Raw genomic sequence first — 25444 nt, 5'->3', positions numbered from 1 at the left:
AAATTGTAATTAAAGACCGATGTTCAAGCCCAGTGAATAAAATTTCATCGGAGGGTATCCATTGCCACTTACATTGAGTAATTCCGGATCATATTTCAAATAAGACTTTGAATATACAAAGCCCATATTTTCTCCGCTTAGGTAAACATGAACCTTTTGCAGTTTTACTTTACTTAGCCATTGCTTTGGCAAATCATAACCTAAAGTAACACTGCGTACCCGCAGATGAGACAGATTGAGCGCATATTTGTCATTGGCGGTTCTTCCCTGATTTACGGCAGGGAAGAATGCATCCCTGTTATTGGTGTTCCAGTATCCAAGATCAGTAGTTTGTTTATAAAATGGTGCAAACCATTGTGAACCATCAGTCCCGAATGTATAAGGGCTATTACTGAATACCGTCCACTGCATTACTCCATCGAAAATAGTACTCAGGTGAATGCCGTTCCAGGAGATGTTTGGCGTGATTGAATACGTTTTTCTTGGGTAGTTATAACCATTAAGTTTGGTATCTCCCAATGAATACCAACCACCACCGCCACCGCTATTAATGATTCCATCACCATTCAGATCTTTATAACTAAAGTATCCAGGGTAGTTGTAACTGCCGGTCAGCACTCTATTATATAGATCTCCTGTATTTTGGATTGTACCATTACCTTCGTACATATAGTTTGCTCCAAAAACCTGTCCAGGCGTCCATTGATTGTCCCGCGTTCCTGTTCCATTGTCTTTATAAGATACTACGTAACCAACGTAATCGGCCATATTGAATGATGCCCCATACTGAACTGGCTTACCTGCAAAGTTAAATCTGTCATTCCAGCTTAAAGATAATTCCCATCCGCGTGTCTCGGAAACTGAATTATTGGTACTTGGCGCAGCTGTACCCAATGCCTGCGCAACCGGCTCCGGCGGTCCAGCCTGATCATAGACGGTTCTTTGATACCATTCGAACTTGAAGTTAAGTCGGTTTTTAAGTGCATCTAATTCCAGTCCCAAATTGAGCATCGTAGGTTTTGCCCAGGTAAGTGTACTGCTCACCAGTCCGGGAGGATTCACAAAAGTAGTAAATACTCCACCCAGAATGGTCTGCGCACTTGTTCCCGATGCGAGTGTTGGATATGATGTGTAGTAATTCGTACTGCCTGCCGAAGCAAGATCGCCGGATTTTGAGTAAGAGCCTGTAAGTTTAAACGTTGAAACCAGGTCTTTTACAGGCCAGAAATTCTCCCTCGCCACGTTCCATCCTGCCGATACCGATGGAAAAAATCCCCATCGTGCACCTTCTGCAAATCTTGAACTTGCATCTCTTCTTGCGGCGAACTTAACCATGTATTTTTGATCGTAGTCATATGTGAATACCCCGTAAAAGCCCAGGGTTGCCCAGTCATATACCCTGTCTCCTGCTCTGTAGTTTCCTGCAGTAGTGGAAATCGTAGTAACGGTATTTGGAGAAAATATATCCTGCCCACTTCCTGATAAGTTGCGGAAAAGATTTTCTTCTCCCTGAACGCCTATCTGGGCATAAAAATTATGCTTATCAGCAATTGACTTCGTATATCCGGCAGATAGCTTATAAAACTGATATTCGAGTGCATCGTATGTTTTACCTACTGAACTACTGTTCGCTGTACGTTCGCCAACTTTTGTTGTTCCATTTGGGAAATAAGCCAGAATTAATTTCTGAGTAGTTTCATCCTGATTATTAACTGCTCTCCAACTGTAACTTCCTTCTACATCTAATCCCTTTATCGGATTAAGTTTAAAACCTCCGGTAAAGGTCAGGTCATTACCGGAAACTGTTCTCAAACCTCCTGCTCCTTGTGCAGTTCCCACACTTACCACGGAAGTGTAATAATCAGGATTGTCGGGATTTCTTACAGGAACGTTAAAATATTCTCTCCCTACCACACTAAAGAGTGTATTGTAGTCGATGCCTGATCCTCTGTAATTAGTTCCCTGGAAACCTTGCTTCACATAATTCATGCTGGCATTGAATGACAACCAGTCTGTGGCCTTAATATCTACTTTGCTAAGCGCATTATAGCGTTTGTCGTAGTTATCAAACCCTTTTAAGCCTCCGTTAACATGACTGTAGCCTAAACTTCCATAATACTTTATATTCTCTGACCCACCGGAAAAACTTATGTTTTGCTGGTTGCTCGGTACATTATCCCTGAAATAAGCTTTGATGTAATTTTCATCAGCAAAACTTCCAAAGAAATTATAGCCATAGCTTGAAGTTGGATCAGGAAACTGACCATTGAGTACATATTTCCTGTCTATTCCTGCGAATACAGGATTATCAAAATCACCTGCAGACCAGGCCCGCATGCGCTGAATTGTCAGATCGGTAAATACCGCTGTTCCTGTACCGTCAGGATTTGACATCAACAACTGGTTGATATAACCGGCCCAATCATAAGAATGGTTTTGTTGCGGTAATCTGGCAATGCTTGCATACCTGTAATTAGAGGTGTAATTTACAGCCAACGTACCTGCTTTACCACTTTTAGTAGTAATCAATAAAACGCCATAAGGTGCTCTGGATCCGTAAATTACAGAAGCAGCTCCATCTTTCAATAGTGAGATTGTCTCCACATCATTGGGATTCACATCCTGAATTGGCCTTTCCACACCATCAACAAGTACCAATGGCGAGCCTGAAGTCCCAAAGCCTGTAAATCCACGGATATTCAAACTTGGAACAGATTCTGGAGCACCACTTGGAATTCGGATATTAAGCCCCGGGGCCAACCCGATCAAACCATCAGCCATAGTTCTCAAAGGCCGGTTTTCTAATTTCTTGCTATCGATCGTCGTAATGGCATCTGTTAGTGTAGACTTCTTTACCGTACCGTAAGCTGTGATCACAACTTCTCCCAATTGCTCTTGAGAAGGCACCAGTGAAATCGTGCCGTTTTGAATATTACCAACACCAACTTCCTTAGTTTGAAATCCAAGGAGGTTAACCACCAAAATGGAATTGTTATCTTTAACTGTCAAAGTAAAGACTCCCTGTGCATTCGTAGAGATTGCATTTCTGGTTCCTTTTTCTGTAACTGTTGCGCCAGGGAGAGGCAGTCCATTCTCATCTACTATCTTCCCTGTAATACTGATATCGGCCAGACTGTTCTGGAATTCCACATTTAACGATGGTTCCTTTTTTGTAATTACAATCGTTCTATCGTCAATCGCAAATAGCACTGGCTGGCTTTTCAGGCAAGCTTTCATCACTTCTTCAAGCGATGCATTTTCAAAGTTGGCATCTATGGTTTTACTGGTCTTCAAAACTTTAGCCAGGTAAAATACATCATAACCTGTTTGCTTTTCAATTTCCTCGAAAACACGTGCAATACTTATGTTTTTCTGTTTTAATGTCAGTCTTTGTGCATATCCGGTTGCACTGACCTGCATGATCGTGACGAGGAGTAATAACGTCGTAAGTTTCATAATTCGCAGGATTTTAGGAACACAGGAATTGATCCCGCATAATTTTGGGTAAATTTTGTACATTTGATCGTCTTGTTTTAAGTCAAAAAATAGTTTACACGCTAATTTTATTCAGACAAGTCATTCTCCGGAAGTGCTTCCAACACTTCCGGTTCATTACCTTACTCATCTGAAAGACCATCCTGTCAAGGGTAATTCTCTTTTTTCATGATTTTGGTTTTTAGTTTGGTTAGATATATTGATTAATTACTATTATTCTACAATGACCTCGCGACCATTCACTTTGAACCTAAATACGCCCGCCAATTCCATCTTTTTGAGTACCTGGTTAATTGTCGCGTATTTTGAAATCCTGCCACCCAATTGTTCATTTTTGAGTTCAGGCCGTTTGTAGGTAACCTGCACATTGTACCACCTCGCAATTTCCCTCAGTCCCATATCGAGCGTTTTATTATTGAAACGAAAAAAGCCATCTTTCCAAGCCACAGCATATTCTGCATTCACCGTTTCAACAGAAATACCATTACCATGTGATGCCGACTGCTCTCCCGGCTTTAAAATCCTTTTATAAGCATCAGGTTTATTTACCTTTACACTTCCTTCCAACAGCGTAGTTTTCACAAATGGCTCATCCTCGTAAGCGTTGATGTTGAAATGTGTACCCAGAACTTCCACATCCTGATCACTGGTTTTAACAATGAAGGGATGTGACGCATCTTTGGAAATTTCAAAATACCCCTCACCCTGAAGCCGGACAATTCGCTTACCTTTTTCCAGCAAGGATGCGGTATAACTAATGCTTGAAGCTGAATTTAGCCATACCATAGAACCGTCAGGCAGGCGTACCTGATAAGTCTCTCCATTAGTCGTGGAAAGTGTATTCAATCTATTCGATTCTGAAGCTCCCTTTACTTCGTAGATCAGCTGCCCATCCTTGGATTTCACAATACTCACCCCTGCCTCGTTTGCCAGTTCTCCATTTACAGCATCCGACAACCTGATTCTTCTCCCGTCTGCAAGAGTCAGTGTAGCTCCTGTTTTACCTGGAGCAATATTATCGCTTGCGGCAGACAATTCTTTTTTATGTGAAAAATAAAACAGGGATACGCCAAATAAAATGACAGCTATCGCAGCAGTAAGGCCGATTTTCATCCACAGCTCTAACTTTCTCTGAGGCTTCCGGGATGGATATATGTGTTCTTGTAATAACTTATTCAGCATTTCTTCTCCCTGACCCGGTTGAAAAATACCATCTGATTCTGAAGCAACCTCCTCAAATTTTTCCCAGTAATTGTTCAGGAGAATCTTAACCAACTCTTCATTTACAGGGTCAGACATCAGCGTTAGCAGCTCATTTTTCTCTTCAGCAGAATTTTGCATCGACAGCTGACGCTCAAATAAAAACTTCAGTCTTTGGTTTTCGTTCATATCATTTGGTTGAGATTTAACAGGAAGGCTCCTGCTCATCTTTAAACTAAAGACGCACCAACATCAAAATCGGGATATAGAATTTTAAAATAAATTATTCCCGTTCCTGATCAGCATAAACAGCACACTCAATGCAGCATTGGATTTTAGAAACTTAGATACAGACTGTGCTGCCCATTGCTGATATTTCTTCACTGAATCTGTCGATATCCCCATGTATTCAGCGATTTCTCTGGTCTTGAATCCCTGTTGCCGAAGCTCCAGCACTTTTTGCTGGGAAGGAGGTAACTGAGCTATAGCGCGCTTAAGGATATCCTGATATTCCTGGTCCATAGTGAAGATTTCTTCACCAGTATTAAAACGCAGCACATCATCAGCATAAAACTGATTTTGCTTCCGGTCCTGTACCATTTTCCTGATACAGCTAATGGTATAATTGCGGGTCAGGATAAAAAGATAAGCCGTGAATTTATCAAGCTGAGGCAAGGTTGCTCTGTTTTCCCATATTTTCACAAACACATCCTGCACAATTTCTTCACACATCTGTACGGAGTCGAGCAGCGTGTACACATATTTGGCCAATGGTTCATAATAAGCCCTGAACAGTATCGAAAATGCAAGATCATCCCCTTCCGCTATATTTTGCAGCAGTTCCTTTTCATTAGGAAGAGGTTTAATCGCCATTTTATTACCTCATAATTTGAATAAAACTAAGATATTTTCAGCACAACATGATTATAATATTCTCATTATCTTAATAACTCATTTATTATTGGCCTTAATGCTGCTGCCCAGGACTTATATCCTTCTGGCTGCAAATGAATGCCATCTGATCCATATTTCAAAGGATCCAAATCGCCATTAGGGAGCATAAAAGGCTCAGCTATCTGCTGGTAATTAAATTTGCTGTGCGGCTGTCTGGCCAACAGGCGGTGGACTTCTTCGTATTTTTTCCTTCGCTCATCGTCTTTTTTTAAGCCGACAGGCAAAGGCCCCAGTAAAAGCACTTTTGTAGAGGGCATGTTTTTCGAAGTCCAGTCTGTAATTTTTTTAATGCCTGCTGCCACTTCTGCCGGACTATCGCCTGCGATCAGGTTATTTACACCAATCATGATCACCATCACCTTCGGTCTGGCTTTTGCATAATTGCCATTTTGAAGACGCCATAAGATGTTCTGGGTTTTATCGCCAGATATACCTGCACATTCCCACTTCAGGTTGACAAAAGCACTGTTAAAGGCTGTAAGTCCCGGTTTATGCGTTACGTATCCCCTATGCCCGCCGGTGCCCTGTGTAATGGAGTTACCCAAAAACAGGATGTCCAGATTTTTTTCTGCGTCAAGTAAACTGTCGATATTTTCGTGCTGTGCCCACCAGTCTTTATCTTTTGTCCAGCCTGCTCCGGATCTGTATTCGGAACCAGGAGCTGCAATTGTGGCAAAATTCACTTTTTGTCCTGTCGCCTTTAAAATAAAATCGGTAATGCGGGTAGGATTTGGTAAACTGTGTGGGTGGTGACCGATTCCGGGTTTGTGTATTAGCGTAATGTTACCCCCATTTGCTTTAATTTCCTCTTCAAATGGTGTGGTATTTTCCGCGATAGGAACCACATCATCTGCATCGCCAACTACATGCAACATCGGAAAGCCTAACCTGGCAATTTTAGCTGCATTGTCCAGGGGACTATTGCTGAAGTTGTTGGCTTGTTCTTCAGTAAGATTATAATCCTTCTTAAAATCCTCCCATGGCTCTTTTCCTCCGGCGTTCCTTTTTTTGCCAGGCCAGCTTTTTAAATCGAGCACCGGAGCGTCTGCGTAAATACAAGCCACTTTTTCCGGATTGGCCAAAGCCCAGTTGTAAACGTAAACGCCTCCGCGGCTCATTCCCTCAAGGGCCACCTTTTTAGCCAGTCCATTTTTTTGCATCAGCGCATAAAATTTGTTCCATAAGGAGATCGCCTCTGCATTACCAAAAAGCTCTGCTACATCGCAGTAAACTACGTGAAAACCACGTTCCAGCAAGGCAATGTCATTTTGCGGTTCATGCCCCCAGAAGCGGGCACGCCATACCCAGGGATGGTCTTTTGCTGTTACTTTCGGTTTCACTACCTTGCAATTACGCCCTTCAAAAGTAAAATCGGCACATTCGTACCCATGGAAATTGCTGACGGTTATTGCTTCCTTAATCTTCGGAAAAATATTGAACTTATGATCAGTGCCCTGTGTGATGGTTTCATATAATCTTGCAGCAATAACGGTTGCCCCAATAGAAGATGGGTGGATTTTATCAGGAAATAGCGCCGGGTTATCAATGAAAAGGCTATGTAAGTTAACCACCTCCAATTTGTTTTGGTAGGCAACATGCCTGATCATGGGAATGATATTTTTCTGTATTACTGCATCATAGATCTGACTGGTATCAGTCGAAAAGCTGGGCAAAGGCAACAACAAGATAATACGGGGTTTAGAAGGTAACCGGCTGAAGCTCGAAATAAGTTCCTCATAGTTGCTTTCAAATTCCTTGTATATGGGTCTGTTGGGTGCTTTGCTGTCATTGGTTCCCAATTTGATCAGCACAATATTGGGTTCGCTGGCTAGCGCATCGGTATAGGCTTTCGTTTTCCAGTAAGGATTACTGCTATTTTTCAACAAGGTGGCCCCGCTGTGGCCAAAATTCATTACGTCGTAACTATCGCCCAGCATATTTTGCAATTGTGCCGGATATGAATTTTTATCACGGTTAGAAATACCAGACCCGTAGGTGATGCTATTGCCCACGCAGGCTACCCTGATTTTTTCCTGTGCAATCACAGAGAAACATATTAGCCATAAGACTAGAGCAACAAAAGTATTTTTTTTTATCATTTTATTGGTTTTCTATACCTAATCTTAATTCATTTACTTTTCTACAATATGACTAAATTACATTACAGAGTAATGCTACACAATGCATTATTCTCCGTTTTTAATAGACTATTCTACGCTAATAGAAAGTCACACTAAAAATTTCTAAATTTATCATTTATTTTCCATTAGGATATAGGCTAATAAGTCTGGTAATAAGATCCTTAGCTTCTTCGTTGTAATCTAAATGCAAAAGATTGTTAGCTAAATAATAATATTTTGATGCTTGTGGAAGTTCTTTTAAAGCAAAGTCAAATTTTTCTGCATCAAACTCTTTATAGATAATCAGTTCATTTTTTAATTTACTAAACTTAAAAGCTAAATACAATTCAAGAAACTCATTATATTCCTGACTTATCATAGTAGCGTAGTCAACCTTTTCTTTATTAAATTCGACAACATGGTTTATCTTCTCTGGAATTTTATTGCTAAATATTTTTGATGCTTCCTCCTTGTGATCCAATAGTAAATATCTAAGAAATTCCTTTCTAGCTCCAAATTCGATTTCTGATTTTGCATATTTATACAAAAATGGGCTTATATATTTTTGCTCTTTATCTAATTCAGCCAATAGCTCCTTCAGTTTATTGTTTAAATTTTTAATTGCATTATCGATGTTTTTAATATCCTTCAATGTTACATCAAACCTGGAATCTAATACTTCATCAAATCCCTGATCGGATACAAATGTAGTTTGATAATATTCTGAGTTATACGCATTAGCATTTAAGAATTTAATATCTGTTTTACCATAACGTTTCGTTTTTGTCAATTCAACTTTGGTTTCAGTTCCTGGTTCTATTAGGTATGTAGTTATCGGATAATCATAGAATTTTTGGCAATACCCCCTATAGTACTTATCGGTTAAGTTTTCAAATAGTACATCGTTTCTTAAATCGAGAAATTTTCGCTCTGGTGTTAGAAAAATAATGAACGGTTTATCTACTTGATCAAAGCTATATGCAAATGTGTTATCCGATGTTAGTTTTTGAAAACCTTGTACAGTGGAATATGGAGAATGAAATGTAAACGTAGCAAAGTATACTGTATCCGTAGGCCAATTATGAACTTTGCCTTTAATCGTGGTTTTCTTTTTCTTTATATTGTTTTTAAATGGTGTTTTTATAGATTGGTGATTACAATCCAGCATGGACAATAGAAATATTGTGAGAATGAATTTTATCATAATATGAGCGTAATTAGTGAAAGTAGATTATTGGAAATATGTTATTAAGCATTATAAGTTTCATCTTCTGAGTTGTATAGAATTTCCGTAGAAAAGAATGGAAAGCGCCATTAGTGAGAATGGAATAAGGCCACTGAACACCGCTGCCGCTATCTTTAATTGGAAAAGTGCGAAAATGATTGCAAGAATAAATCCGGTTCCAAATTTAATAAGCCTCATTGGACTTGTAGAATTACGTGTTAGTGAAACGATAAAATAAGGAATTAAAATGCACAGGAAAAAGTTACCTGTTCTACTATAGATATTTGCATTGTCGTAGACTGTTAGGTATATGATAATAGCTGCAATAGTTACATTTAATAGAATTATAAATACAACATCTATCAGTTTTGGAACGAGGTCACCAAAATTACTTTCTTCTATCCTCGGTTTTAATTCATTTTGATCGATCTCCAATACACCAAAAATCAAATTTATAGTGGTTTCCCTGGGTTCTGTTAGGTCATTTTCAATTCTTTGTATCGTTCTTAAATTCACCTTGGCCATTTCGGCCAGTTCCTCTTGAGACAGTCCCTTTTTCATGCGAACTTCGTAAATAATCTTTCCGGTTGACTTCATAAATATTGAGTTTTGTATGGTGTAAAACTATAAAAATCAAGGAATACTATTGCGGAATCTCCTTGACTTATCATGACATTTGACGGACTTTTCAAGACATTTGATGGACTTTTCAAAAATTTGCCCTCTTTGTCTTAGCTATGATCGCTATTGCCTCATTATGGGCAATAGTTTCTTTTATTTAGCTTACGCGACAGCCCTACCGAAATTAATTGAATGACCGTCTGTATGCTTAGCATAAGAATAAACAGATTAGTGTTAGTATAATCAATCTAGAATATGAACTAGCTCTTGCTGACTTAAAAAATCTGTATTTTAGCGACAGGTTGCAAAATTAAAATGACAAAAGACAATAATAAAACATCGGTTGAACAACTATGGAAAAACTTTCTGAAAGAAAACCCACAAAATAAGTTTAAAAAAGAACCCGTTTCTTTTTATTTCTGTGACAATGAGAAAGATGCAAATGAGTGTGCTGAATTAGTGGTTGAAGGAATTAAACAGGCAACTGCAACTTCACTTTGGTGGTTTCAGAAGAATAAGGAAAGTTTACCAAAAGAAGGAGACCAATACATAATTACCGATTGGAACGGACATGCGAAAGCAATAATTGAAACCACTAAAGTAACGCCCACACCTTACCATGAAATAACGGCAGAGTTTGCAAGGATTGAGGGTGAGGGGGACAAATCATTAGCCTATTGGAAAAAAGTTCATATGGCATATTATACAAGAGAAATGGAGCCTTACGGTGAAAAATTCACAGAAGATATGATTATCATTTGCGAACATTTTAAAACCATTTACCCTCGAAATCGCCAATTTATAAAATCTACACTAACACAGTGTTAAAGATATGTAGCGATTCAACACTATCTCTACAATAAAAATGCTTTCAAGCTTTTTAAGTCATTGTTTAAAACACTACTAAGTTTTCTGATCAGATCTTTATAATTAATTATAATACCATTTGTTGGGGGCAGAATTGAATTAACTGGCAAAGCAACTTCCTCCACCTTAGTCGCAATCCAGCTCACATTTTCATGAGGCAAGGCCAGCTGTAAAATCATACCCGGTAAGCCTCCAAATAATTCCGGCCCACCGGAAACAGGAATTTTGTCGGTATAGAACGCTACTATGTAAACGGAATCCAGTGTGAGGCCATTTGCCCGATGGCAAGGGTAACCTGCTACATCTCTAACCTCATCTGTAAATTTCCATTTTATATTTTTTAAACTATCTTTTAGTAAATAAGTCTCATCAAATACTTTTCTTTTGCTGATCAGCTGTTTATTGTTCAGGTCAGAATAAACAATATTATTTTGCATCGCTATTTGAGGATCATTAAAAAAACTTGTGATTGAAGTATTCACATCAACAGGTGTAAATAATGTTTTATTATCAGAAAACATCAAAGTGCTTTTCAATTCTTTGAACTGGGGATGTTGTTCCTTATATGCTTCAAAAGCAGGTTTTAGAAGCGCCTCATTTTCTTTGTTAATACTGCGCTGTATGATTGCATACATATTTACTTTTTTTTGGTATTCGATTAATCCTGAACGAGTAAATCTTACATTTTGGGCGAACGATGAAACGGTTACAATCGCCAGCGTGCTAAAGGTTAGAATTAATTTTCTCATAGTTTATTTATTTGGTGTTTGTTGACCCCCTACCTTATTAAAATCATAAGATAATGAGATCATAAAATATCTTTTTATTGTAGTATAATTGCTTTGGGTAATTAGATTACCTGATAAATTCCGGTCAAAACCTGTATTCTGGTTCAGCAGATCATTACCTGAAAGGGAAAGTTTTAGTGTTTGTTCTTTGAGGAATAGTTTATTTAACGAGGCATTAACAATTACTCTCGAAAAATTCTGGTTGAAAGTTTCTGTTTTACTACTATGTTGATAATTGGCGTTTGTAGAAAGTTGAAATTTGCCGGGGAGGTATAGTGTAAAATCGCCATTTCCGCTGAACCCGCGCCCGTTATTATTAATATTTTGCTGTAAGGATGATCCGCTTATAGTATACGTAGGACCCAAACTGGCGTTGAATTCATAAACGTTTGCTTTAGCTTTCGAAAACCTCGCCTGTAAGGTATAGGTGGTATAATTTGTCCGGTTCAGTTCATTATTAGATAGATTGTAATAAGTACTCCCATTAATATTTAAGTTGAGTCCGGCATTTAGGTCAAGTGGCTTGATTTTGCGATCAAAAAAGACAGAGAAGTTAAAGTTACCCGTGTTTTGATCATCCAAATTAATATATCTGTTAATCGTTCTGCCCGAGGAATCAGCCATCAGACTACTTACCACAGGATTGGCGGTAAGTTGGTAACCAGCAAATATTCCGACCAGCTGACCGGTTAGCGGATTATGCGCTTGGTAGGCGACAAAAACCCGTTGAGTAAATGACGGCTTCAAATCAGGATTGCCCTGAGTGATATTTAAAGGATCATTATTGACAAGAACTGGTTGTAACTGTGCGACTGTCGGCTCTACAGAATTACCTTCATAATTTAACCTTAAAGAGGATTGCTGCGAGATATTGTATTGTAAATTGACTTGTGGGCTCCAAAGTGTAAAGGTTCGGTTTAGTCTGCTTCTTGAATAAACGTCCAGCTGTCGGAAATCAACGCTATTTACCTTACTCCCGAAAGCGAGCATAGTTTTGTTTTTAACCAGGTTGAAGTTAAGTCCCAATTGATTGGATAATTGTTTTACTTCAAAATTATTGCTGTAAAGACTGTCTAAGAAACGATAGCCTCCATCTGCTGACTTATTGAATGTTCTTTGATTTGATGCGCCACCTGCAGCGGCCACGCCATAACTCACTGTCATTAACATTGCTTTTGATAAGGACTCTGAGTAATTTAGAACGGCATTTACAGCATTATTTGATGTGGCGTTTGCTTTAAATTGGTTAACCGAGTCTGTGCTATAAGGAACACCGTTTGAATAAAGGTTGATTTTTGCATTTAGCAAACCGGTGCTATTGACTTTATTGATTGACCCAATAAAATTTAAAGAAAAAGTTCTGCCTGGTTTGTTTAATTTTTTAGTGAATAGCGCTCCAGTCGAAAGGTTATATTGATCCGTTTTGGACGAATTGTTTAGTAAATTATTGTTCAACAGAATACCTCCTTCGTTTTCAGTACTGGTTAAAGCGTGATTAATTTGTTCCGTATTTTTGATGCCGCCGTTTAAGGTAACTTTGAGGCTGGACGTGCTGTCTGGTTTGACCTGGAAAACTCCATCAATTTTTTGACGAAAAACATGACTATAAGAAGTTTGATCAGAGGTACTATTAAGCCGGCCTGTTGGAATGTTATTTTGAGTTTGAATATTGTTTATTCCATCTACAGTCGATGCGCCGATCTTATAGTTGGCATTAACACTTAGTGTATCGCTTTTCCATTTATTATCATAATGAATTCCACCTGTACGGGCAACGGGTAAACCTTTGCCATCATACCGGCCACTATGAGACTCCAGCTCATCATATCCCCCAAGGTCAATCATCATTCCTGGCGAAGAAATATCAATATTGGAAGTGGCATATTTAGCATTATCCTGCCAATCGAGGCTTGTTTTTCCATTATTCCCCGTGATGCCATACACCGAAAGCCTTTGCTTTGCCTTAAAGGAATTAAACATCAGCTGTCCACTATAATAATCATCTGTTCCAACTCCCACATCAGCTTTTCCGAAATAGCCGTTTTTTTTATCTTCCATTAATTTAATGTTGAGCGTCTTATCAGTCTTGCCGTCGTTCATACCCGTTAGTATAGCCTGATCACTTCTCTTATCAAAAAGCTGTACCCTATCTACCATATCTGCACGTAGGTTTTTTATTACTAAAATAGGATCGTCCCCAAAAAACTCTTCTCCATCAACCAGCACCTTATTTATCTGTTGACCCTGGGCAGAAATTTTGCCGTCCTTGTCTATCTGGATTCCGGGTAGCCTTTTCAGCAAGTCCTCTACTTTAGCATTAGGACTTAATACATAAGCTTTGGCATTATATTCTGTGGTATCTCCCTTTATTTGAATTGCCGATGCTGTTCCCCTTATAATTACCTCTTTTAACAAATTGGTTTTCAGCACCAAACCAATCATACTAAAATCTTTGCTACTCCGATTTGAATCCAAGGCGAACTTTTCTGTGTAGTCTGCATAACCAGGGTATGTGATATAAAGTATATAATTGCCGCTTTGCATTCCATCCATCAAAAAACTCCCGTCTGGTTGAGTTCTTGTAAATTGCCTTATAATGGAATCTTTACTGTTTAAGATGACGACTGCAGCGTCCTTAAGTTTTATGTTAATGCTGGTATCAATTACTACACCTTTTACCGCATGATCGTTAGTCAGTATGCGAGGCTTTATTTGCTGGCAAAAAACAGGCAAAGCAAATCCAATTGACAATATTATTGTCATTAATTTTTTAAAGTTCATGAGTGATTTATATTACTTTGATGCCTTTATCTGGGTGTTGATTTTAATAGCTTTTCAATTTCAGTTGTATAAGATGGGCCGATAGGAATCTCAGTCTCATTCAGCCATACACTTCTTTTATCCACCTTAGTTATTTTTTCTTTCGCTACAATAAATGAACGGTGCACCCTAATGAAGACATTGACCGGCAGCAAAGCTTCGGCCTCGGATGTAGTAAGACGAGACATTACCGGTGACTTTTCGTTTAAGTACAACTTCACATAGTTGCCAATGCTTTCGACATAACGCAAATCGGCAAGATCTATTCTGATTTGCTCGACGCCGCTTTTTATAAAAATAACAGGTAAAGGTTCCGAAGTTACCTGCTTATTATTTTCTTTCATTTGTTGAAACTCGTAAGCCTTATTACATGCTTTTAAAAGGCGCGAGAATGAAAATGGTTTTAACAGGTAATCAATAGCATCCAGCTCAAAGCTTTGAACGGCATGTTCACTGTAGGCAGTTGTAAAGATTACCATTGGCGGTTTTGGCAACGATCTGATAAAATCTATACCCGATAGCCCAGGCATTTTAATGTCTAAAAAAACAAGTTGAATATCATTTTCCTGCAGGAAACTAATGGTTGCAACAGCTTTAGTGAAACAAGCTGCAAGTTCTATAAAAGGAATTTCTTCCAGTAAGTTTTTTACCACCTCCAATGCAAATGGTTCGTCGTCGATGGCTATAGCTCGTAACATATTCATATCTTAAAGGTTTCCGGTTTAATAATCAAATCCACAATAAACTCTTTATCAGTTGTTTCACAAGTTAACCGGTGCCTGCCCTCGTAAAACATCGTCAGCCTTTCTTTAACATTTTGAAGGCCGATACCGGAATGTTTTCGCTCAGGATCATTGATATCCACTTTATGCAAACTGTTCCTAACGTTAAACCAAATGCCTTTTTGATCACATGTCAATGCGATGCTTATCCATGACTTTTGATTGATGTCAATCCCATGCTTGAAAGCATTTTCCACAAAAGGTATCAATAACATCGGAATTATTTCGTAGGTGCAATTGTCAACAGTAATTTTTTCGCTAATCACAATATCGTCCGAATCCTGAATGCGCAATTTTTGCAGGGCTATATAATTTTGAAGATAGCTGACTTCGTTGTTCAAAGGAATAAAGTCCAGATGATTATCATCCAGCATAAATCTCATCATATCGCCGAGCTTTTGTATGGCGTTGGCTGTTCTTTTGGAACCATCTATCAGGGCCATGGCGTATATGGTGTTAAGAATATTAAACAAAAAGTGAGGATTGATTTGTGAACGTAAAAACTTCAAATCAGCTGTCGTTTTGGACAATGCAATTTCTGCTCCTCTTAATTCTCTTATTTTATCCTTGCGTTGCTGATAAAACATCCAGGTAACCGGTGTGACAACCACAAGTTGAATTATCCAGTTAATTAGCAGCATGTTTGGTGTTGCACCTCCTCTGTTTGGAAACAAGATAATGGGAATTGAATAGAAAAACGTAGAAATTGCAAGCCGCCAGATCAATTGAAAGGTATTGCCCGATGTATTTGCAAAGCTTGGGAACAGCCAGTACGTATTACTGAAATAAACAAATACAACAGAAGGTATAAAAACAAAATAAGCACGATATATACCATCATCGTTAATGATGTGTAAGGTGGAGGTAAGGTTAGGCAGCAGTAAAAAAATACATAAAAAAGCACTCATTTGATTGACAATCAAAATTCTGTAAGTACTCTTTGAGCCGGAGTTTTTGATGCGGTATATAATGAATTCTCGAATACAAACAAAAACGCCATAAACAAGTAATAAAATCAATGCCCTATCAAATCCCGCCCATAAATCTGTTAAGGGAGTCTCATTATATCCAAATAAAGCAAACAAACGAAATTCTCCATAATTATTCCAGGCTGGATGCGCATAATAGGTTGCAAAGTTCACTCCAATGGCGATTAGGAAACTTAGCAGCAATAGCTGAAATAAAACCCACGGATAAATTAAGAACGACCTGTAATTGGCTAGCCGTAATTGCGGGATAGTAAAAAGATTGATCCAAAAATAAACAACCATCAGTAAAACCACTACTCCGACCCTTGGTAACAAAAGATTAGCACTATATTTAAACTGAAGGTTGGGATGGGCAATATTATACTGGTCAAAACCGGCGGTATAAACTGGGGCCAAATTTAAATGCTGTAAAATATAACCAATGATTGCCATCAAACCCAAAAAGGTAATGAGCAGTTGTTCGTACTTTCTTATTTCAACTTTCATTGTCTCTGTATTTGATACAATGATACAAGGTTGGAATTTAGGTTTTATAAAAATGTGACCAATGATGGATTTAAGGGATGGAAAGATAAAAATTCATGTAGATAAGAATTCCAACTTTTTTTGCTTGGAGGCAGAAAAAATCTATAATTGCCTATATAATACAATGATTCAGCAAAAATAATTTGAACTCCGTTTCATGCGCATTTAAGACAGAAGATGGCATATATGAGAAATACTTATATGGATTATTAAGAATCCTATACTAGAAAAGAATAATCTGTATAACCTCTTGCATCACCACCGCCAAATAAAGTATGATTGTCTGAAATTTCATTTAGAGGTGCATTCACTTTTACCCTCGCAGGATAATCTGGATTGGTTAAAAACTTTCTGCCAAATCCGATTAAATCTACTAGGTTTTCCTCTAGCAACTCTTCTCCCTCTTCTGGGGTTTTATTACCGGTTGCGATAATCGTATTACCAAACTTACTTCTTAGCTCCTTTCTAAAATCCAGGGGAATTATTGGAGCATCTGCCCAATCAGCCTCACAAAGATGTATGTAGGCAATATCCAATTTGTTTAATTCTGTCGCTGCCAACATAATGGTTTCTAGAATTTCCGGGTCATCCATATCTTTAAAACTAATAAAAGGTGAAAGGCGAACTCCGGTTTTTTCTTTGCCCACAGCTTCGATTACAGCTTTGGTAATCTCAATTAAAAGTCTAATCCTATTCTCTTTTGTGCCTCCATATTCATCAGTTCTTTTATTGCTGTTACTGCGCAAAAACTGATCTATCAAATAACCATTGGCACCATGAATCTCTACTCCATCGAAGCCCGCTTCTATGGCATTTTTTGCCCCATTCGCAAATTCGGAAACTACAGTTCCTATCTCCTGTATATCCAGTGCCCTGGGCGATTCTACCGGAACAAAAGTAGCGTCACCATTTGGCGCTCCATCAAAGATATAAACACTTGTATTTTCAGCAATTATTGCTGACGGACCGACTGGCTGCATTCCATTCACTTTACTACTGCTTACCCTCCCAACATGCCATAATTGTAAAAATATTTTACTTCCAGCTTGGTGTACAGCATCAGTAGTGAGTTTCCATCCATCTATTTGTGCCTGACTGTATATACCAGGTGTTTTTGCATAGCCCATTCCCTGTAGGGAAACCTGTGTGGCTTCGGTAATGATTAAACCTGCAGATGCCCTTTGTGCATAATATTCTGCCATCAGCGCATTGGGCACATCACCAGGCTGCGAAGCACGGCTACGGGTCATTGGCGCCATTAAAAAACGGTTCTTTAGTTCTATTCCCTTAAATGAATAAGGTTGGTATAATTTAGTATATGACATAGATTTACTTTTTTTATGATACAAAATCAAATGCGAAGAACTATTCTAATAGTAAAACTACATGTTTGATCTGTAAAATTTTATTAGTTAATTATTGTATTTCGCCTCAGAATTATTTTTCCTTTCTTATTTATACAAAAGTATGCCCTTTTAAAAAATCATTTATTGTAAAAATTCATTGTAATTTTGTACAAACCTATTTCAATGAAGCGTTTCAATAATTTTCACAGCATCAATGTTTTTTCTCTCGAATTAGTAAAGTGGGAATATGAATTACATAAACATAATTTTTATGAGCTCATATTTATAGAAGAGGGCGCAGGAAGCCATTTATTAAATGAAATGGATTATACCTATAAAAAAGGAGACGTCTTTCTACTGACACCTGATGACGCCCATGAATTTGTTATTGAAGAAAAGACTGTCTTTACCTATGTAAAATTTACAGAACAGGTGTTTCTTGAAAAACTAAGTACAAAAAAGAGATCGCAATGGGAAGAAGCGTTAAAAAATATATTGGCATCTAACCAGATAAATCAGGGAAATATAATATGCGATCCACAAGATAACGCCCATGTTTTCGCCATATTAAAAGTACTCCTATATGAATTTCAAAATAAATTACCGTTCAAAAGTGAAGCTGTTTTAGAATTGTTTGGTTCATTGATGGTGCTGATTACCAGAAACTTAAACACCAACAGACCCATCGACTTGGGGGGAATAGATAAAGAGACAGAAAAGCTGAACAACATATTGGCCTATGCCAGAATACATGCGTTTGATCAGGAAAAATCATTGATACCATATATTGCTGCTCATTTTTTAATGTCACCAAATTATATCAGTATCTATGTAAAAAAACATACCGGTCTTTCTTTGCAACAGCAGATTATCCATTTTAAGCTAAAAACCGCAGAGAAATTACTCAAACAGAAGCGACTTAACATCAATGAAATCGCTGAAAGATTAGGCTTTACAGATGCCAGCCATTTTAACAAAACATTTAAGAAGTATCTGGGAAAAAACCCATCAGCTTTTTAGGGCTGATACAGGCATACTAGATTACTACTAAGCTATTTGCGGAAAAAAATATAAAAATTAGCAGGATAAGTATTTTGGCTGTCACGGTGCAGTTAATATGCCTCTAACTCGCCAATATAATTAGTCATACCTAAATTTGAAGAAAACAATCGAAGAGGTGCTAAAATAAAAGATGAATCACAAATAGTTCTAAACTAATCTGCTATTCCCCCCTTACCAGACTGAACCATTAGCAGGAATACCTTGAACAAGCCTAGAATAGCTTAGAACAGCGATTTTTCATAAAAAAGCCAGACTTTGAAATGTTCAAAGCCCGGCTGTACCGATCAGCAGGAATACTTTGAACATTTAAATCGCTTTTTATTACTTATAGAGCCTATAATTGAGGATTTGGAAAGAAAGAAATTCATTTAAGAATTGACATTATTTAAGTCTTCTCAAGATTGGTTTGACCTTGAGAAGACTAACTTAGAACAAAAAAGTTGGCAGATATGGAAAACATTATTTAGCAATCTAACTCTCAAATATACGCAACTCAATCTGATTTGAACATGTTCAAAAAACTGCTTCATAGAACTATTTTATATTTGTTTTAGCTTTTTATTTATGCGTTTTTGAATAGGATTTTGCAAAAAGTGTAGCAAAAAAACGCAAATTTAAATACATTAAATATCACTGTATTTCACAAGAAATGATCTTAACGGAATGGATTTACTGATGCGATTTCTACTAAAAAAATGACTATAGTTATGCTGTTTTCATCGCAGACATAACCACAAAATTATTGTACTTATAAATACAGTCTATTTGTGAGAATCCTGCGTTTTCAAGCATTTGCAGTTGTGTTTCAAGTCTGGCAAATTTATCCAGTTTGATCCGTTCAAAAGCCCTGTCTATAGCCTGCTGATCAAGACCCGAATTCAGCACGGTCTCTTTCCAGTTTGATTTATAATAGGTGTCATACCAAGGTGTACGTCCTTCAACCTGATCCGCATTGATGAATACCCCATCAGTATTAAGTGCGTTAAAAACAGATTGATAAAGTGCTGCTTTCTGTTCATCTTCCAAATGGTGAATAGCCAATGCTGAAATAATGAGATCATACTTTTTAGAAATCTGCCCGATTGAAAAATCATATTCCAGGAACTCAAAATTATTCAATCCATTAAAGCGCCTTTTGGCAACAGACAGCATTTCGGTGGAAATATCAGTTAAGGTAAAATGCAGATCATTTCTTTGCTGATAGATAAACTGTGAGAAGAGGCCAGTTCCGGCCCCGATATCCAAAACATTTTTTGCTGTAGATAATGTATCAATGATGGGTAAGCAGCTGGTGTAAAAATCATAGAAACAGGGAATGAGGTATTTTCTCTGCTCGTCATATTGTTTAGATATACTGTTGAATTGTTCCTTAATATTGTCCATACTAATTATCTTTTGCTGTAAACGATTATTGATGCTTTTGCCAATATATTTTGATTGGCCATAAATCCGACTAATGCTGGGCTAGCATTTTTATCCAAACCCAAATTTGCTTTATTTAAGGCATACACAGTGATCATATAGGAATGAGGTTTATCATTTTCAGGCGGACAAGGTCCTCCATAGCCAACAGTCCCAAAATCGGTTAAACTTTGTATTGCCTCTTTAGGCGTCAATTGCTTTTCCAAATTCCCTGCACCTTGTTTTAACTCACCTACATTGGCTGGAATATCAAAAACAACCCAATGCCACCAACCACTACCTGTTGGGGCATCAAGGTCGTACATTGTTACCGCAAAACTCTTTGTTTCTGAAGGTGCGTAGCTCCAGGTTAATTCAGGAGAGATATTCTCCCCTTTGCAACCAAACGTACTGGCCATGAATTTTCCTGTGAATTGACCAGCCAGATCCTTACTTCTAAGCGTGAAGTTTTGCGAAAAGACTTGGTAAGAGCCTAAGATCAGGCATATTGTTGTTATAATTTTTTTGTTTATCATAGTACAAAAATCTGTCATGATAAGGATATACTATAGTGAATTCAGTTCAAAGCATAGTGTTTTTAGTTCAACTTCTAATTTTGGACTGATAAACGGTGGGAGATAAACCGAACTTCTTTTTAAAAGCCGCTGCAAAATTTGACACATTATCGTATCCCAATTGAAGGTAGATCTCATTAACAGAAGCCCCTCCTTTCAATTGATGTTGTGCAGCATCCAGCTTTCTTTCCCTAATATACTTCCCAGGTGAAACATGATACTCTTTTTCAAAATCACGTTTAAACGTAGCAAGACTACAATTGGCGAGAAATGCCAACTCAGTCAGGGTCAGATTTTTTATGATATTGGCCTCCACTATTTCTCTCAGTCTGTTAGCATTGCCTGATACCGCTGGCATAAATATCTGGTAAAATTGTGCAGGAAAGCTTTCCATTAGAACGAGAAAAAGTTCTTCTAATTTATGTAATAACAAAGCTAAAGGTACAGACACTTCCTTTTTAATCAATTGAATTAACCCATTGAGATATTCTGTAATATAGGATGTTTGCTGAAACTTAAAAAATACATTTTGTTCGGCTGCTTTGTCCAGGTGTTGATGACCTAGATTGTTGATCAGGTATTTTTCTATAAACGCTTGTGCCAGTTGTGCAGGAAAGAATACAACTAAACTGCTATATTTTTCTGCGTTTAGTTTTCTTTCGGCTATAATTGCATTTCCATTTGGGATTAATACTGCTTCCCTCTCACCCACAAAAGTACATTCAGCCCCACGATATAGTTCTTTTTGCCCACTTAGGATAAAACTTATAGCGCATTTACTAAAGGTTATCAGGTTTCTTCCAACGGGTGTAAATTCATTATAATACACAAAAGAAACATCCTTTGTTGTCAACTGCTGGTGACTTGTTAAAATTTCTGGTACCTGGTTATTTACCATCATTACATTTATTTATAATTCAACAAAGATAAAATGAATTGCAAATATGCGTTTATATTAAAAAACCTGGTCGTAATGTTGTTCACTAGATAATTGAATTAGATGTATCGAGTTAGAAGTATTGAGCAGTTGTATATTTCAGCGAAAGTGGTTCTTCCTCACTTTTGGTGAAATATACATTCAACTCCTACATCATGGATCTAACATTCCAATATTTGATCACTATCTCTTCTTACTTCTAATAACTGGAGATTCCGGCAATAGTGTTCAGTCCTTTTCAGACCAAAGTGTCCACTTTAATTTTTCCAGACAGCAGCCGTAGTTTTTGGATGGGATATGCTCCGTATCCAGGCAGATCAATCGGTATAAAGTAACATTCTCAGCCCCTCATCTCACTCGCTCTACACAAAACCTTTCTCAGTCAAAAATTCTGACCATTAGCGCTTCACTACGCTCTTAAAATCAGAATTACCACCCAAGAGTTCAGATCCTAACAGAAATCCACCTAATGCGCTTAAAATCAGTCAAGTGGATAGTTTGAAGATTATTTATTGAACACTTTGAAGCGAAATGAGTGGACAAGCTGTCCAGTCCTGAATTTACTTGTCGTTTTGTCCGATACTGAAAAATGTTTACAGTTTTTGAGGTTGGTAAAAACTTAACAATTGTAACCCTGATATGAGTTGACAAATATAAAAAATCTTCGACTAGTCTGAAAAATTATACGGCCTAAGGTTGACAGGTGGAGATTTATTATTCGACATAATCTGAAATGATTTTAAGTGCTTACCGATTGACGACCTTGCTTCTTTTTCCAATGCATACGCATGGGTTGGTCAAGTAAGTGAGCAGCTTGTGGAGTAAGATAATCGCAGCTCATATGAGGCCTTAATAAATTATAGTTGGCTATTGCACTCTTGGTTGCTAATAGAGCTTCAGCATGAGACTTGAACAAGCGATTAAGCTTAAAATCAACTTTCAAGATTCCATTAATCCTTTCTGCCATAGCATTTTCATAGGGATCCCCATTGTCCGTCATACTGATATTGACACCGGACTCTCGCAATTTGCTAACATATTGAAAGCTGCAGTATTGAGAGCCACGATCAGAATGGTGGATTAGTGAGTTAGCTGCTCCTTCCTTAGTCCTGGAAGCAATAGCCATTTCCAATGCTGTAATACAGCCTTCTGTATTAAGAAACGGATGTAGGCAATAGCCAACGATCATTCTAGAATGTGCGTCTGTTATTAGTGATAAGTAATTAAAGTCATTACCTACACAAATGTATGTTAGATCACATACCCAAACTTGTTCTGTTGTCACGATCTGCAAATCCTTGATCAGATTTGGATATTTTTTCATCCAATGATTAGAATTAGTCGTCTTAGGAGCTCTTCGACTTGCCCTTATAATCAGGTTATGAGCTTGTAATAAACTATGCAGTTTATCTCTGCCCATTTTAATTTCACTTAAATGCAGACTGGGCCGTATTAGGCGATAAAGCTTGTTCGTTCCCAGACCTGGTATCTCGCGACGGAAAGCAGCGACAAGATCCAGAACTAACATGTTCTGTGTGTTTACTTCTTCGGTATGGTAGTACTTTTGATAATAGGCTTGACGGCTTTTACCAAACAGTTTGCAAAGAGGGCCGACGCCAACATTTGCAATGCGGTTATCTCGCAGCTTTAAGACCGTTTGGTACCACGCTTTTTTCTGATCGGTATTTTCAAGTCCTGTTCAGCAACATCGATCAAACTGTTTAGCGCAAGAATCATCAGGTTCGCTTCTTTAACTGCACGCTCCAGTTCTTTATTGCGCTGCTGCAGGGCGTGTAGATCTTGTTTCTGTTTTTCGGTCATCGGAGCTAACGTTATTAATCCCTCCTGTATTTTTCTACGATATGCATTTACCCAAAGATTGATTGTTTGTACGTTGTGGATTTCCATAGCTTCGGCAACATCGATGGCACTTTCTCCATTGAACAAAACCCGCAGTATTGCCTCATCTTTGACTTCTTCACTGTACTGTCTTTGTGTTAGTAAATTTAGAATATGTTCATTCATTTTTGAAATAAATTAATCCCAAAAACTGTAAACCTATGTTAGTAGAAGACATTTTTGGTTGATAATCCGAGTATAACTTGACATCAATTTTTTTGATAATCCTGTTTCTACTTTACAAGGTACAATTTACGTTAATCCAATTTCAATTGCTTTATTTTTCTTGATTATTTGTTCAGGTTTTTTCCTTTGCCAGACCCTCCTTTTGCCTTTCGTTTTTCACGTATGGATATTGCTTCCATCGTTTGTTAAGCTGTCCTGAGATCCCATGAGCCTGGTCTGGGGTGAGGTAATCCAAACTTGCATGGGGTCTTTTGCTATTATAATTTCTTATAATCAGAATAATATTATCTTTTGCTTCTTTGTGGTTTTTATAGATGAGTTCCGGCGAGAACTCATTCTTGATAATTCCATTAATGCGCTCTGCCAGCGCATTTTCATAAGGGCTTCTGGTCTGAGTCATGCTTATTGCGATTCTATCCGCGTTTAATATGGAAACGTAGTTTTGGGAACAGTACTGAATGCCCCGATCAGAATGGTGCACAAGTATAAAAGGATGTTCCCGTTTCCTGCTTTCAATAGCCATATATAGTGCAGCAATACAACCGGCGGCCTCCAGGTTAGGATGAAGGGCGTAACCAACAATTTTCCTGGAGTAGGCATCAGTGATCAGGCTGAGGTAACTAAAGCCGTCCAACGTCCGAATATAGGTGATGTCGCTTACCCATAACTGTTCTGGCGCTGTCAGTAACATGTTTTTTATTAAGTTAGGATACCTCTTTAACCAGTGATGCGAGTTGGTCGTTTTTACATACCGCTTCCTTCTTCGCATAAGTAATCCGTGAAACCGCAATAATTCGAAAAGCTGATCTCTCCCCATTTTTATGTCGTGCTTCTTTAACTCCGGGCCGAGCATGTGAAGCAACTTCCTGGTTCCAAGCATAGGAACAGCAGCTCTGAATTCAGCCACCAATGCCAATATAACCATGTGAGAGATATTCGTTCTTTTTGCGTTATGATGTGCCAGGTAATATGCCTGACGGCTTACACCAAACAATGCACAAAGTTCCGCCAGAGATTTCCCTGGCAGTTTTTGCCTCATTCTTAAGACTGTTTGGTACCACGCTTTTTTCTGATTTTGATCTTCAATTCGCTCTCTGCAACTTCAATCATAGTTTCCAAAGCAATGTTCTTTAATTGAGCATCTGCCAGGGCCTTATTCAACTCGTCGATCTTTTTCTTAAGTAATTTTGCCTCTTGAGATTCACTCATAGCTATAGGCTCATTAAAAGTTTGTGGATTCAACAATATAGCTAAATTATGTTTATCCTGCCACTTGCCTATGGTACTATGGGGCAAACCATATTGTCTGGCCGCAGCTCGTCGGCTTAGAAGTCCACTGCCTATTTCACTAACAATTTTTCCCTTAGTACTCTCATCAAGCCGGCCCCATGGCTTCCTGTTTGAAAGGGTGACTTTTACTTTCTTTACTGATTTTGCTTTCATTTTTGACATGCATTAATGACAAGCTATAGCAGGACGAGACAAGCAGGTTTCAAAATTACCTGGCTACTATTGCCGAAACCTCCACTCCAAAGCTCATTTGAGGGGTTGTCGAATAAATTACTGGCTGCAAACTGATCCAGATAGATGCATGTTACATCCTTTCCAAAGTATCCCTTCATACCCACTTTAAACCAAAATGATCAAAAGCA

The 25444-nt window shown here is 38.0% G+C and carries 21 protein-coding genes; 2 read left to right on the top strand and 19 right to left on the bottom strand.

Going from position 1 to position 25444, the window contains the following annotated elements; genetic code table 11:
- Positions 1 to 9: 9 nt before the first annotated feature.
- The 6 genes from R2Q78_RS19450 to R2Q78_RS19425 all read right to left on the bottom strand — a co-directional run bounded on the left by R2Q78_RS19450 (position 10) and on the right by R2Q78_RS19425 (position 9591).
- The gene (locus R2Q78_RS19450) at positions 10 to 3456 is read right to left on the bottom strand and encodes a SusC/RagA family TonB-linked outer membrane protein (protein ID WP_316794220.1); all 3447 of its coding nucleotides are present in this window, start codon (positions 3454 to 3456) and stop codon (positions 10 to 12) included.
- 252 nt (positions 3457 to 3708) lie between these two features.
- Positions 3709 to 4884, bottom strand: coding sequence for a FecR family protein (locus R2Q78_RS19445; protein ID WP_316794219.1), 1176 nt, complete (start codon positions 4882 to 4884; stop codon positions 3709 to 3711).
- An 84-nt stretch (positions 4885 to 4968) separates the two neighbouring features.
- Complete coding sequence (locus tag R2Q78_RS19440; RefSeq protein ID WP_316794218.1) at positions 4969 to 5568, bottom strand: RNA polymerase sigma factor; 600 nt, start codon at positions 5566 to 5568, stop codon at positions 4969 to 4971.
- 65 nt (positions 5569 to 5633) lie between these two features.
- Positions 5634 to 7748, bottom strand: a complete 2115-nt coding sequence (locus R2Q78_RS19435; RefSeq protein WP_316794217.1) for a GDSL-type esterase/lipase family protein — start codon at positions 7746 to 7748, stop codon at positions 5634 to 5636.
- A gap of 157 nt (positions 7749 to 7905) precedes the next feature.
- On the bottom strand, positions 7906 to 8973 hold the full coding sequence (locus tag R2Q78_RS19430; protein ID WP_316794216.1) for a hypothetical protein: 1068 nt from the start codon (positions 8971 to 8973) through the stop codon (positions 7906 to 7908).
- Between the two features lie 60 nt (positions 8974 to 9033).
- Positions 9034 to 9591, bottom strand: coding sequence for a helix-turn-helix transcriptional regulator (locus tag R2Q78_RS19425; protein ID WP_316794215.1), 558 nt, complete (start codon positions 9589 to 9591; stop codon positions 9034 to 9036).
- Positions 9592 to 9930: 339 nt separating this feature from the next.
- Between R2Q78_RS19425 and R2Q78_RS19420 the strand changes: the two genes are divergently transcribed.
- A complete protein-coding gene (locus R2Q78_RS19420; protein ID WP_316794214.1) occupies positions 9931 to 10443 on the top strand; it encodes an ASCH domain-containing protein in 513 nt (170 codons plus the stop codon).
- A 26-nt stretch (positions 10444 to 10469) separates the two neighbouring features.
- Here R2Q78_RS19420 and R2Q78_RS19415 read toward each other — a convergent pair whose 3' ends face one another.
- The 5 genes from R2Q78_RS19415 to R2Q78_RS19395 form a co-directional block, all read right to left on the bottom strand.
- Positions 10470 to 11231 (bottom strand): GLPGLI family protein, encoded by a 762-nt coding sequence (locus R2Q78_RS19415; RefSeq protein WP_316794213.1) that lies wholly within the window; start codon positions 11229 to 11231, stop codon positions 10470 to 10472.
- A 3-nt stretch (positions 11232 to 11234) separates the two neighbouring features.
- Positions 11235 to 14033 (bottom strand): TonB-dependent receptor, encoded by a 2799-nt coding sequence (locus R2Q78_RS19410; protein ID WP_316794212.1) that lies wholly within the window; start codon positions 14031 to 14033, stop codon positions 11235 to 11237.
- Positions 14034 to 14077: 44 nt separating this feature from the next.
- Positions 14078 to 14788: a LytTR family DNA-binding domain-containing protein gene (locus R2Q78_RS19405; RefSeq protein ID WP_316794211.1), complete on the bottom strand. Its 711-nt coding sequence runs from the start codon at positions 14786 to 14788 to the stop codon at positions 14078 to 14080.
- A gap of 2 nt (positions 14789 to 14790) precedes the next feature.
- The gene (locus tag R2Q78_RS19400; RefSeq protein ID WP_316794210.1) at positions 14791 to 16347 is read right to left on the bottom strand and encodes a sensor histidine kinase; all 1557 of its coding nucleotides are present in this window, start codon (positions 16345 to 16347) and stop codon (positions 14791 to 14793) included.
- 257 nt (positions 16348 to 16604) lie between these two features.
- Positions 16605 to 17711, bottom strand: coding sequence for an alkene reductase (locus R2Q78_RS19395; RefSeq protein ID WP_316794209.1), 1107 nt, complete (start codon positions 17709 to 17711; stop codon positions 16605 to 16607).
- A 204-nt stretch (positions 17712 to 17915) separates the two neighbouring features.
- Between R2Q78_RS19395 and R2Q78_RS19390 the strand changes: the two genes are divergently transcribed.
- A complete protein-coding gene (locus R2Q78_RS19390) occupies positions 17916 to 18752 on the top strand; it encodes an AraC family transcriptional regulator (RefSeq protein WP_316794208.1) in 837 nt (278 codons plus the stop codon).
- A gap of 747 nt (positions 18753 to 19499) precedes the next feature.
- Here R2Q78_RS19390 and R2Q78_RS19385 read toward each other — a convergent pair.
- From R2Q78_RS19385 to R2Q78_RS19350, 8 genes are all read right to left on the bottom strand, one after another.
- On the bottom strand, positions 19500 to 20177 hold the full coding sequence (locus R2Q78_RS19385; RefSeq protein ID WP_316794207.1) for a class I SAM-dependent methyltransferase: 678 nt from the start codon (positions 20175 to 20177) through the stop codon (positions 19500 to 19502).
- 5 nt (positions 20178 to 20182) lie between these two features.
- Complete coding sequence (locus R2Q78_RS19380) at positions 20183 to 20731, bottom strand: YbhB/YbcL family Raf kinase inhibitor-like protein (RefSeq protein WP_316794206.1); 549 nt, start codon at positions 20729 to 20731, stop codon at positions 20183 to 20185.
- Positions 20732 to 20798: 67 nt separating this feature from the next.
- Entirely contained in the window at positions 20799 to 21671 is an 873-nt protein-coding gene (locus R2Q78_RS19375; protein ID WP_316794205.1) for an AraC family transcriptional regulator, read from the bottom strand.
- A gap of 775 nt (positions 21672 to 22446) precedes the next feature.
- A complete protein-coding gene (locus R2Q78_RS19370; protein WP_316794280.1) occupies positions 22447 to 23352 on the bottom strand; it encodes an IS3 family transposase in 906 nt (301 codons plus the stop codon).
- Between the two features lie 2 nt (positions 23353 to 23354).
- Entirely contained in the window at positions 23355 to 23732 is a 378-nt protein-coding gene (locus tag R2Q78_RS19365; RefSeq protein ID WP_316794204.1) for a transposase, read from the bottom strand.
- A 172-nt stretch (positions 23733 to 23904) separates the two neighbouring features.
- Positions 23905 to 24831, bottom strand: coding sequence for an IS3 family transposase (locus R2Q78_RS19360; protein ID WP_316794203.1), 927 nt, complete (start codon positions 24829 to 24831; stop codon positions 23905 to 23907).
- A 2-nt stretch (positions 24832 to 24833) separates the two neighbouring features.
- The gene (locus tag R2Q78_RS19355) at positions 24834 to 25235 is read right to left on the bottom strand and encodes a hypothetical protein (RefSeq protein WP_316794202.1); all 402 of its coding nucleotides are present in this window, start codon (positions 25233 to 25235) and stop codon (positions 24834 to 24836) included.
- Positions 25236 to 25258: 23 nt separating this feature from the next.
- Entirely contained in the window at positions 25259 to 25414 is a 156-nt protein-coding gene (locus tag R2Q78_RS19350; protein ID WP_316794201.1) for a hypothetical protein, read from the bottom strand.
- Positions 25415 to 25444: the final 30 nt, after the last annotated feature.

This window comes from Pedobacter frigoris (genome assembly GCF_032678645.1).
Lineage (GTDB): Bacteria > Bacteroidota > Bacteroidia > Sphingobacteriales > Sphingobacteriaceae > Pedobacter > Pedobacter frigoris_A.
Note: the sequence above shows the minus strand (reverse complement) of the source record. Positions and strands in the feature narration are given on the sequence as shown.

Excerpts from the sequence above, each read along its gene's own strand:
- R2Q78_RS19385 (WP_316794207.1), bottom strand. The coding sequence starts at position 20,177 with ATGGACAATATTAAGGAACAATTCAACAGTATATCTAAACAATATGAC.
- R2Q78_RS19430 (WP_316794216.1), bottom strand. The coding sequence starts at position 8,973 with ATGATAAAATTCATTCTCACAATATTTCTATTGTCCATGCTGGATTGT.
- R2Q78_RS19350 (WP_316794201.1), bottom strand. The coding sequence starts at position 25,414 with ATGAAGGGATACTTTGGAAAGGATGTAACATGCATCTATCTGGATCAG.
- R2Q78_RS19405 (WP_316794211.1), bottom strand. The coding sequence starts at position 14,788 with ATGTTACGAGCTATAGCCATCGACGACGAACCATTTGCATTGGAGGTG.
- R2Q78_RS19400 (WP_316794210.1), bottom strand. The coding sequence starts at position 16,347 with ATGAAAGTTGAAATAAGAAAGTACGAACAACTGCTCATTACCTTTTTG.
- R2Q78_RS19420 (WP_316794214.1), top strand. The coding sequence starts at position 9,931 with ATGACAAAAGACAATAATAAAACATCGGTTGAACAACTATGGAAAAAC.
- R2Q78_RS19380 (WP_316794206.1), bottom strand. The coding sequence starts at position 20,731 with ATGATAAACAAAAAAATTATAACAACAATATGCCTGATCTTAGGCTCT.
- R2Q78_RS19445 (WP_316794219.1), bottom strand. The coding sequence starts at position 4,884 with ATGAACGAAAACCAAAGACTGAAGTTTTTATTTGAGCGTCAGCTGTCG.
- R2Q78_RS19415 (WP_316794213.1), bottom strand. The coding sequence starts at position 11,231 with ATGAGAAAATTAATTCTAACCTTTAGCACGCTGGCGATTGTAACCGTT.
- R2Q78_RS19365 (WP_316794204.1), bottom strand. The coding sequence starts at position 23,732 with ATGAATGAACATATTCTAAATTTACTAACACAAAGACAGTACAGTGAA.
- R2Q78_RS19395 (WP_316794209.1), bottom strand. The coding sequence starts at position 17,711 with ATGTCATATACTAAATTATACCAACCTTATTCATTTAAGGGAATAGAA.
- R2Q78_RS19410 (WP_316794212.1), bottom strand. The coding sequence starts at position 14,033 with ATGACAATAATATTGTCAATTGGATTTGCTTTGCCTGTTTTTTGCCAG.
- R2Q78_RS19390 (WP_316794208.1), top strand. The coding sequence starts at position 17,916 with ATGAAGCGTTTCAATAATTTTCACAGCATCAATGTTTTTTCTCTCGAA.
- R2Q78_RS19435 (WP_316794217.1), bottom strand. The coding sequence starts at position 7,748 with ATGATAAAAAAAAATACTTTTGTTGCTCTAGTCTTATGGCTAATATGT.
- R2Q78_RS19440 (WP_316794218.1), bottom strand. The coding sequence starts at position 5,568 with ATGGCGATTAAACCTCTTCCTAATGAAAAGGAACTGCTGCAAAATATA.
- R2Q78_RS19360 (WP_316794203.1), bottom strand. The coding sequence starts at position 24,831 with ATGAGGCAAAAACTGCCAGGGAAATCTCTGGCGGAACTTTGTGCATTG.
- R2Q78_RS19450 (WP_316794220.1), bottom strand. The coding sequence starts at position 3,456 with ATGAAACTTACGACGTTATTACTCCTCGTCACGATCATGCAGGTCAGT.
- R2Q78_RS19425 (WP_316794215.1), bottom strand. The coding sequence starts at position 9,591 with ATGAAGTCAACCGGAAAGATTATTTACGAAGTTCGCATGAAAAAGGGA.
- R2Q78_RS19355 (WP_316794202.1), bottom strand. The coding sequence starts at position 25,235 with ATGAAAGCAAAATCAGTAAAGAAAGTAAAAGTCACCCTTTCAAACAGG.
- R2Q78_RS19375 (WP_316794205.1), bottom strand. The coding sequence starts at position 21,671 with ATGATGGTAAATAACCAGGTACCAGAAATTTTAACAAGTCACCAGCAG.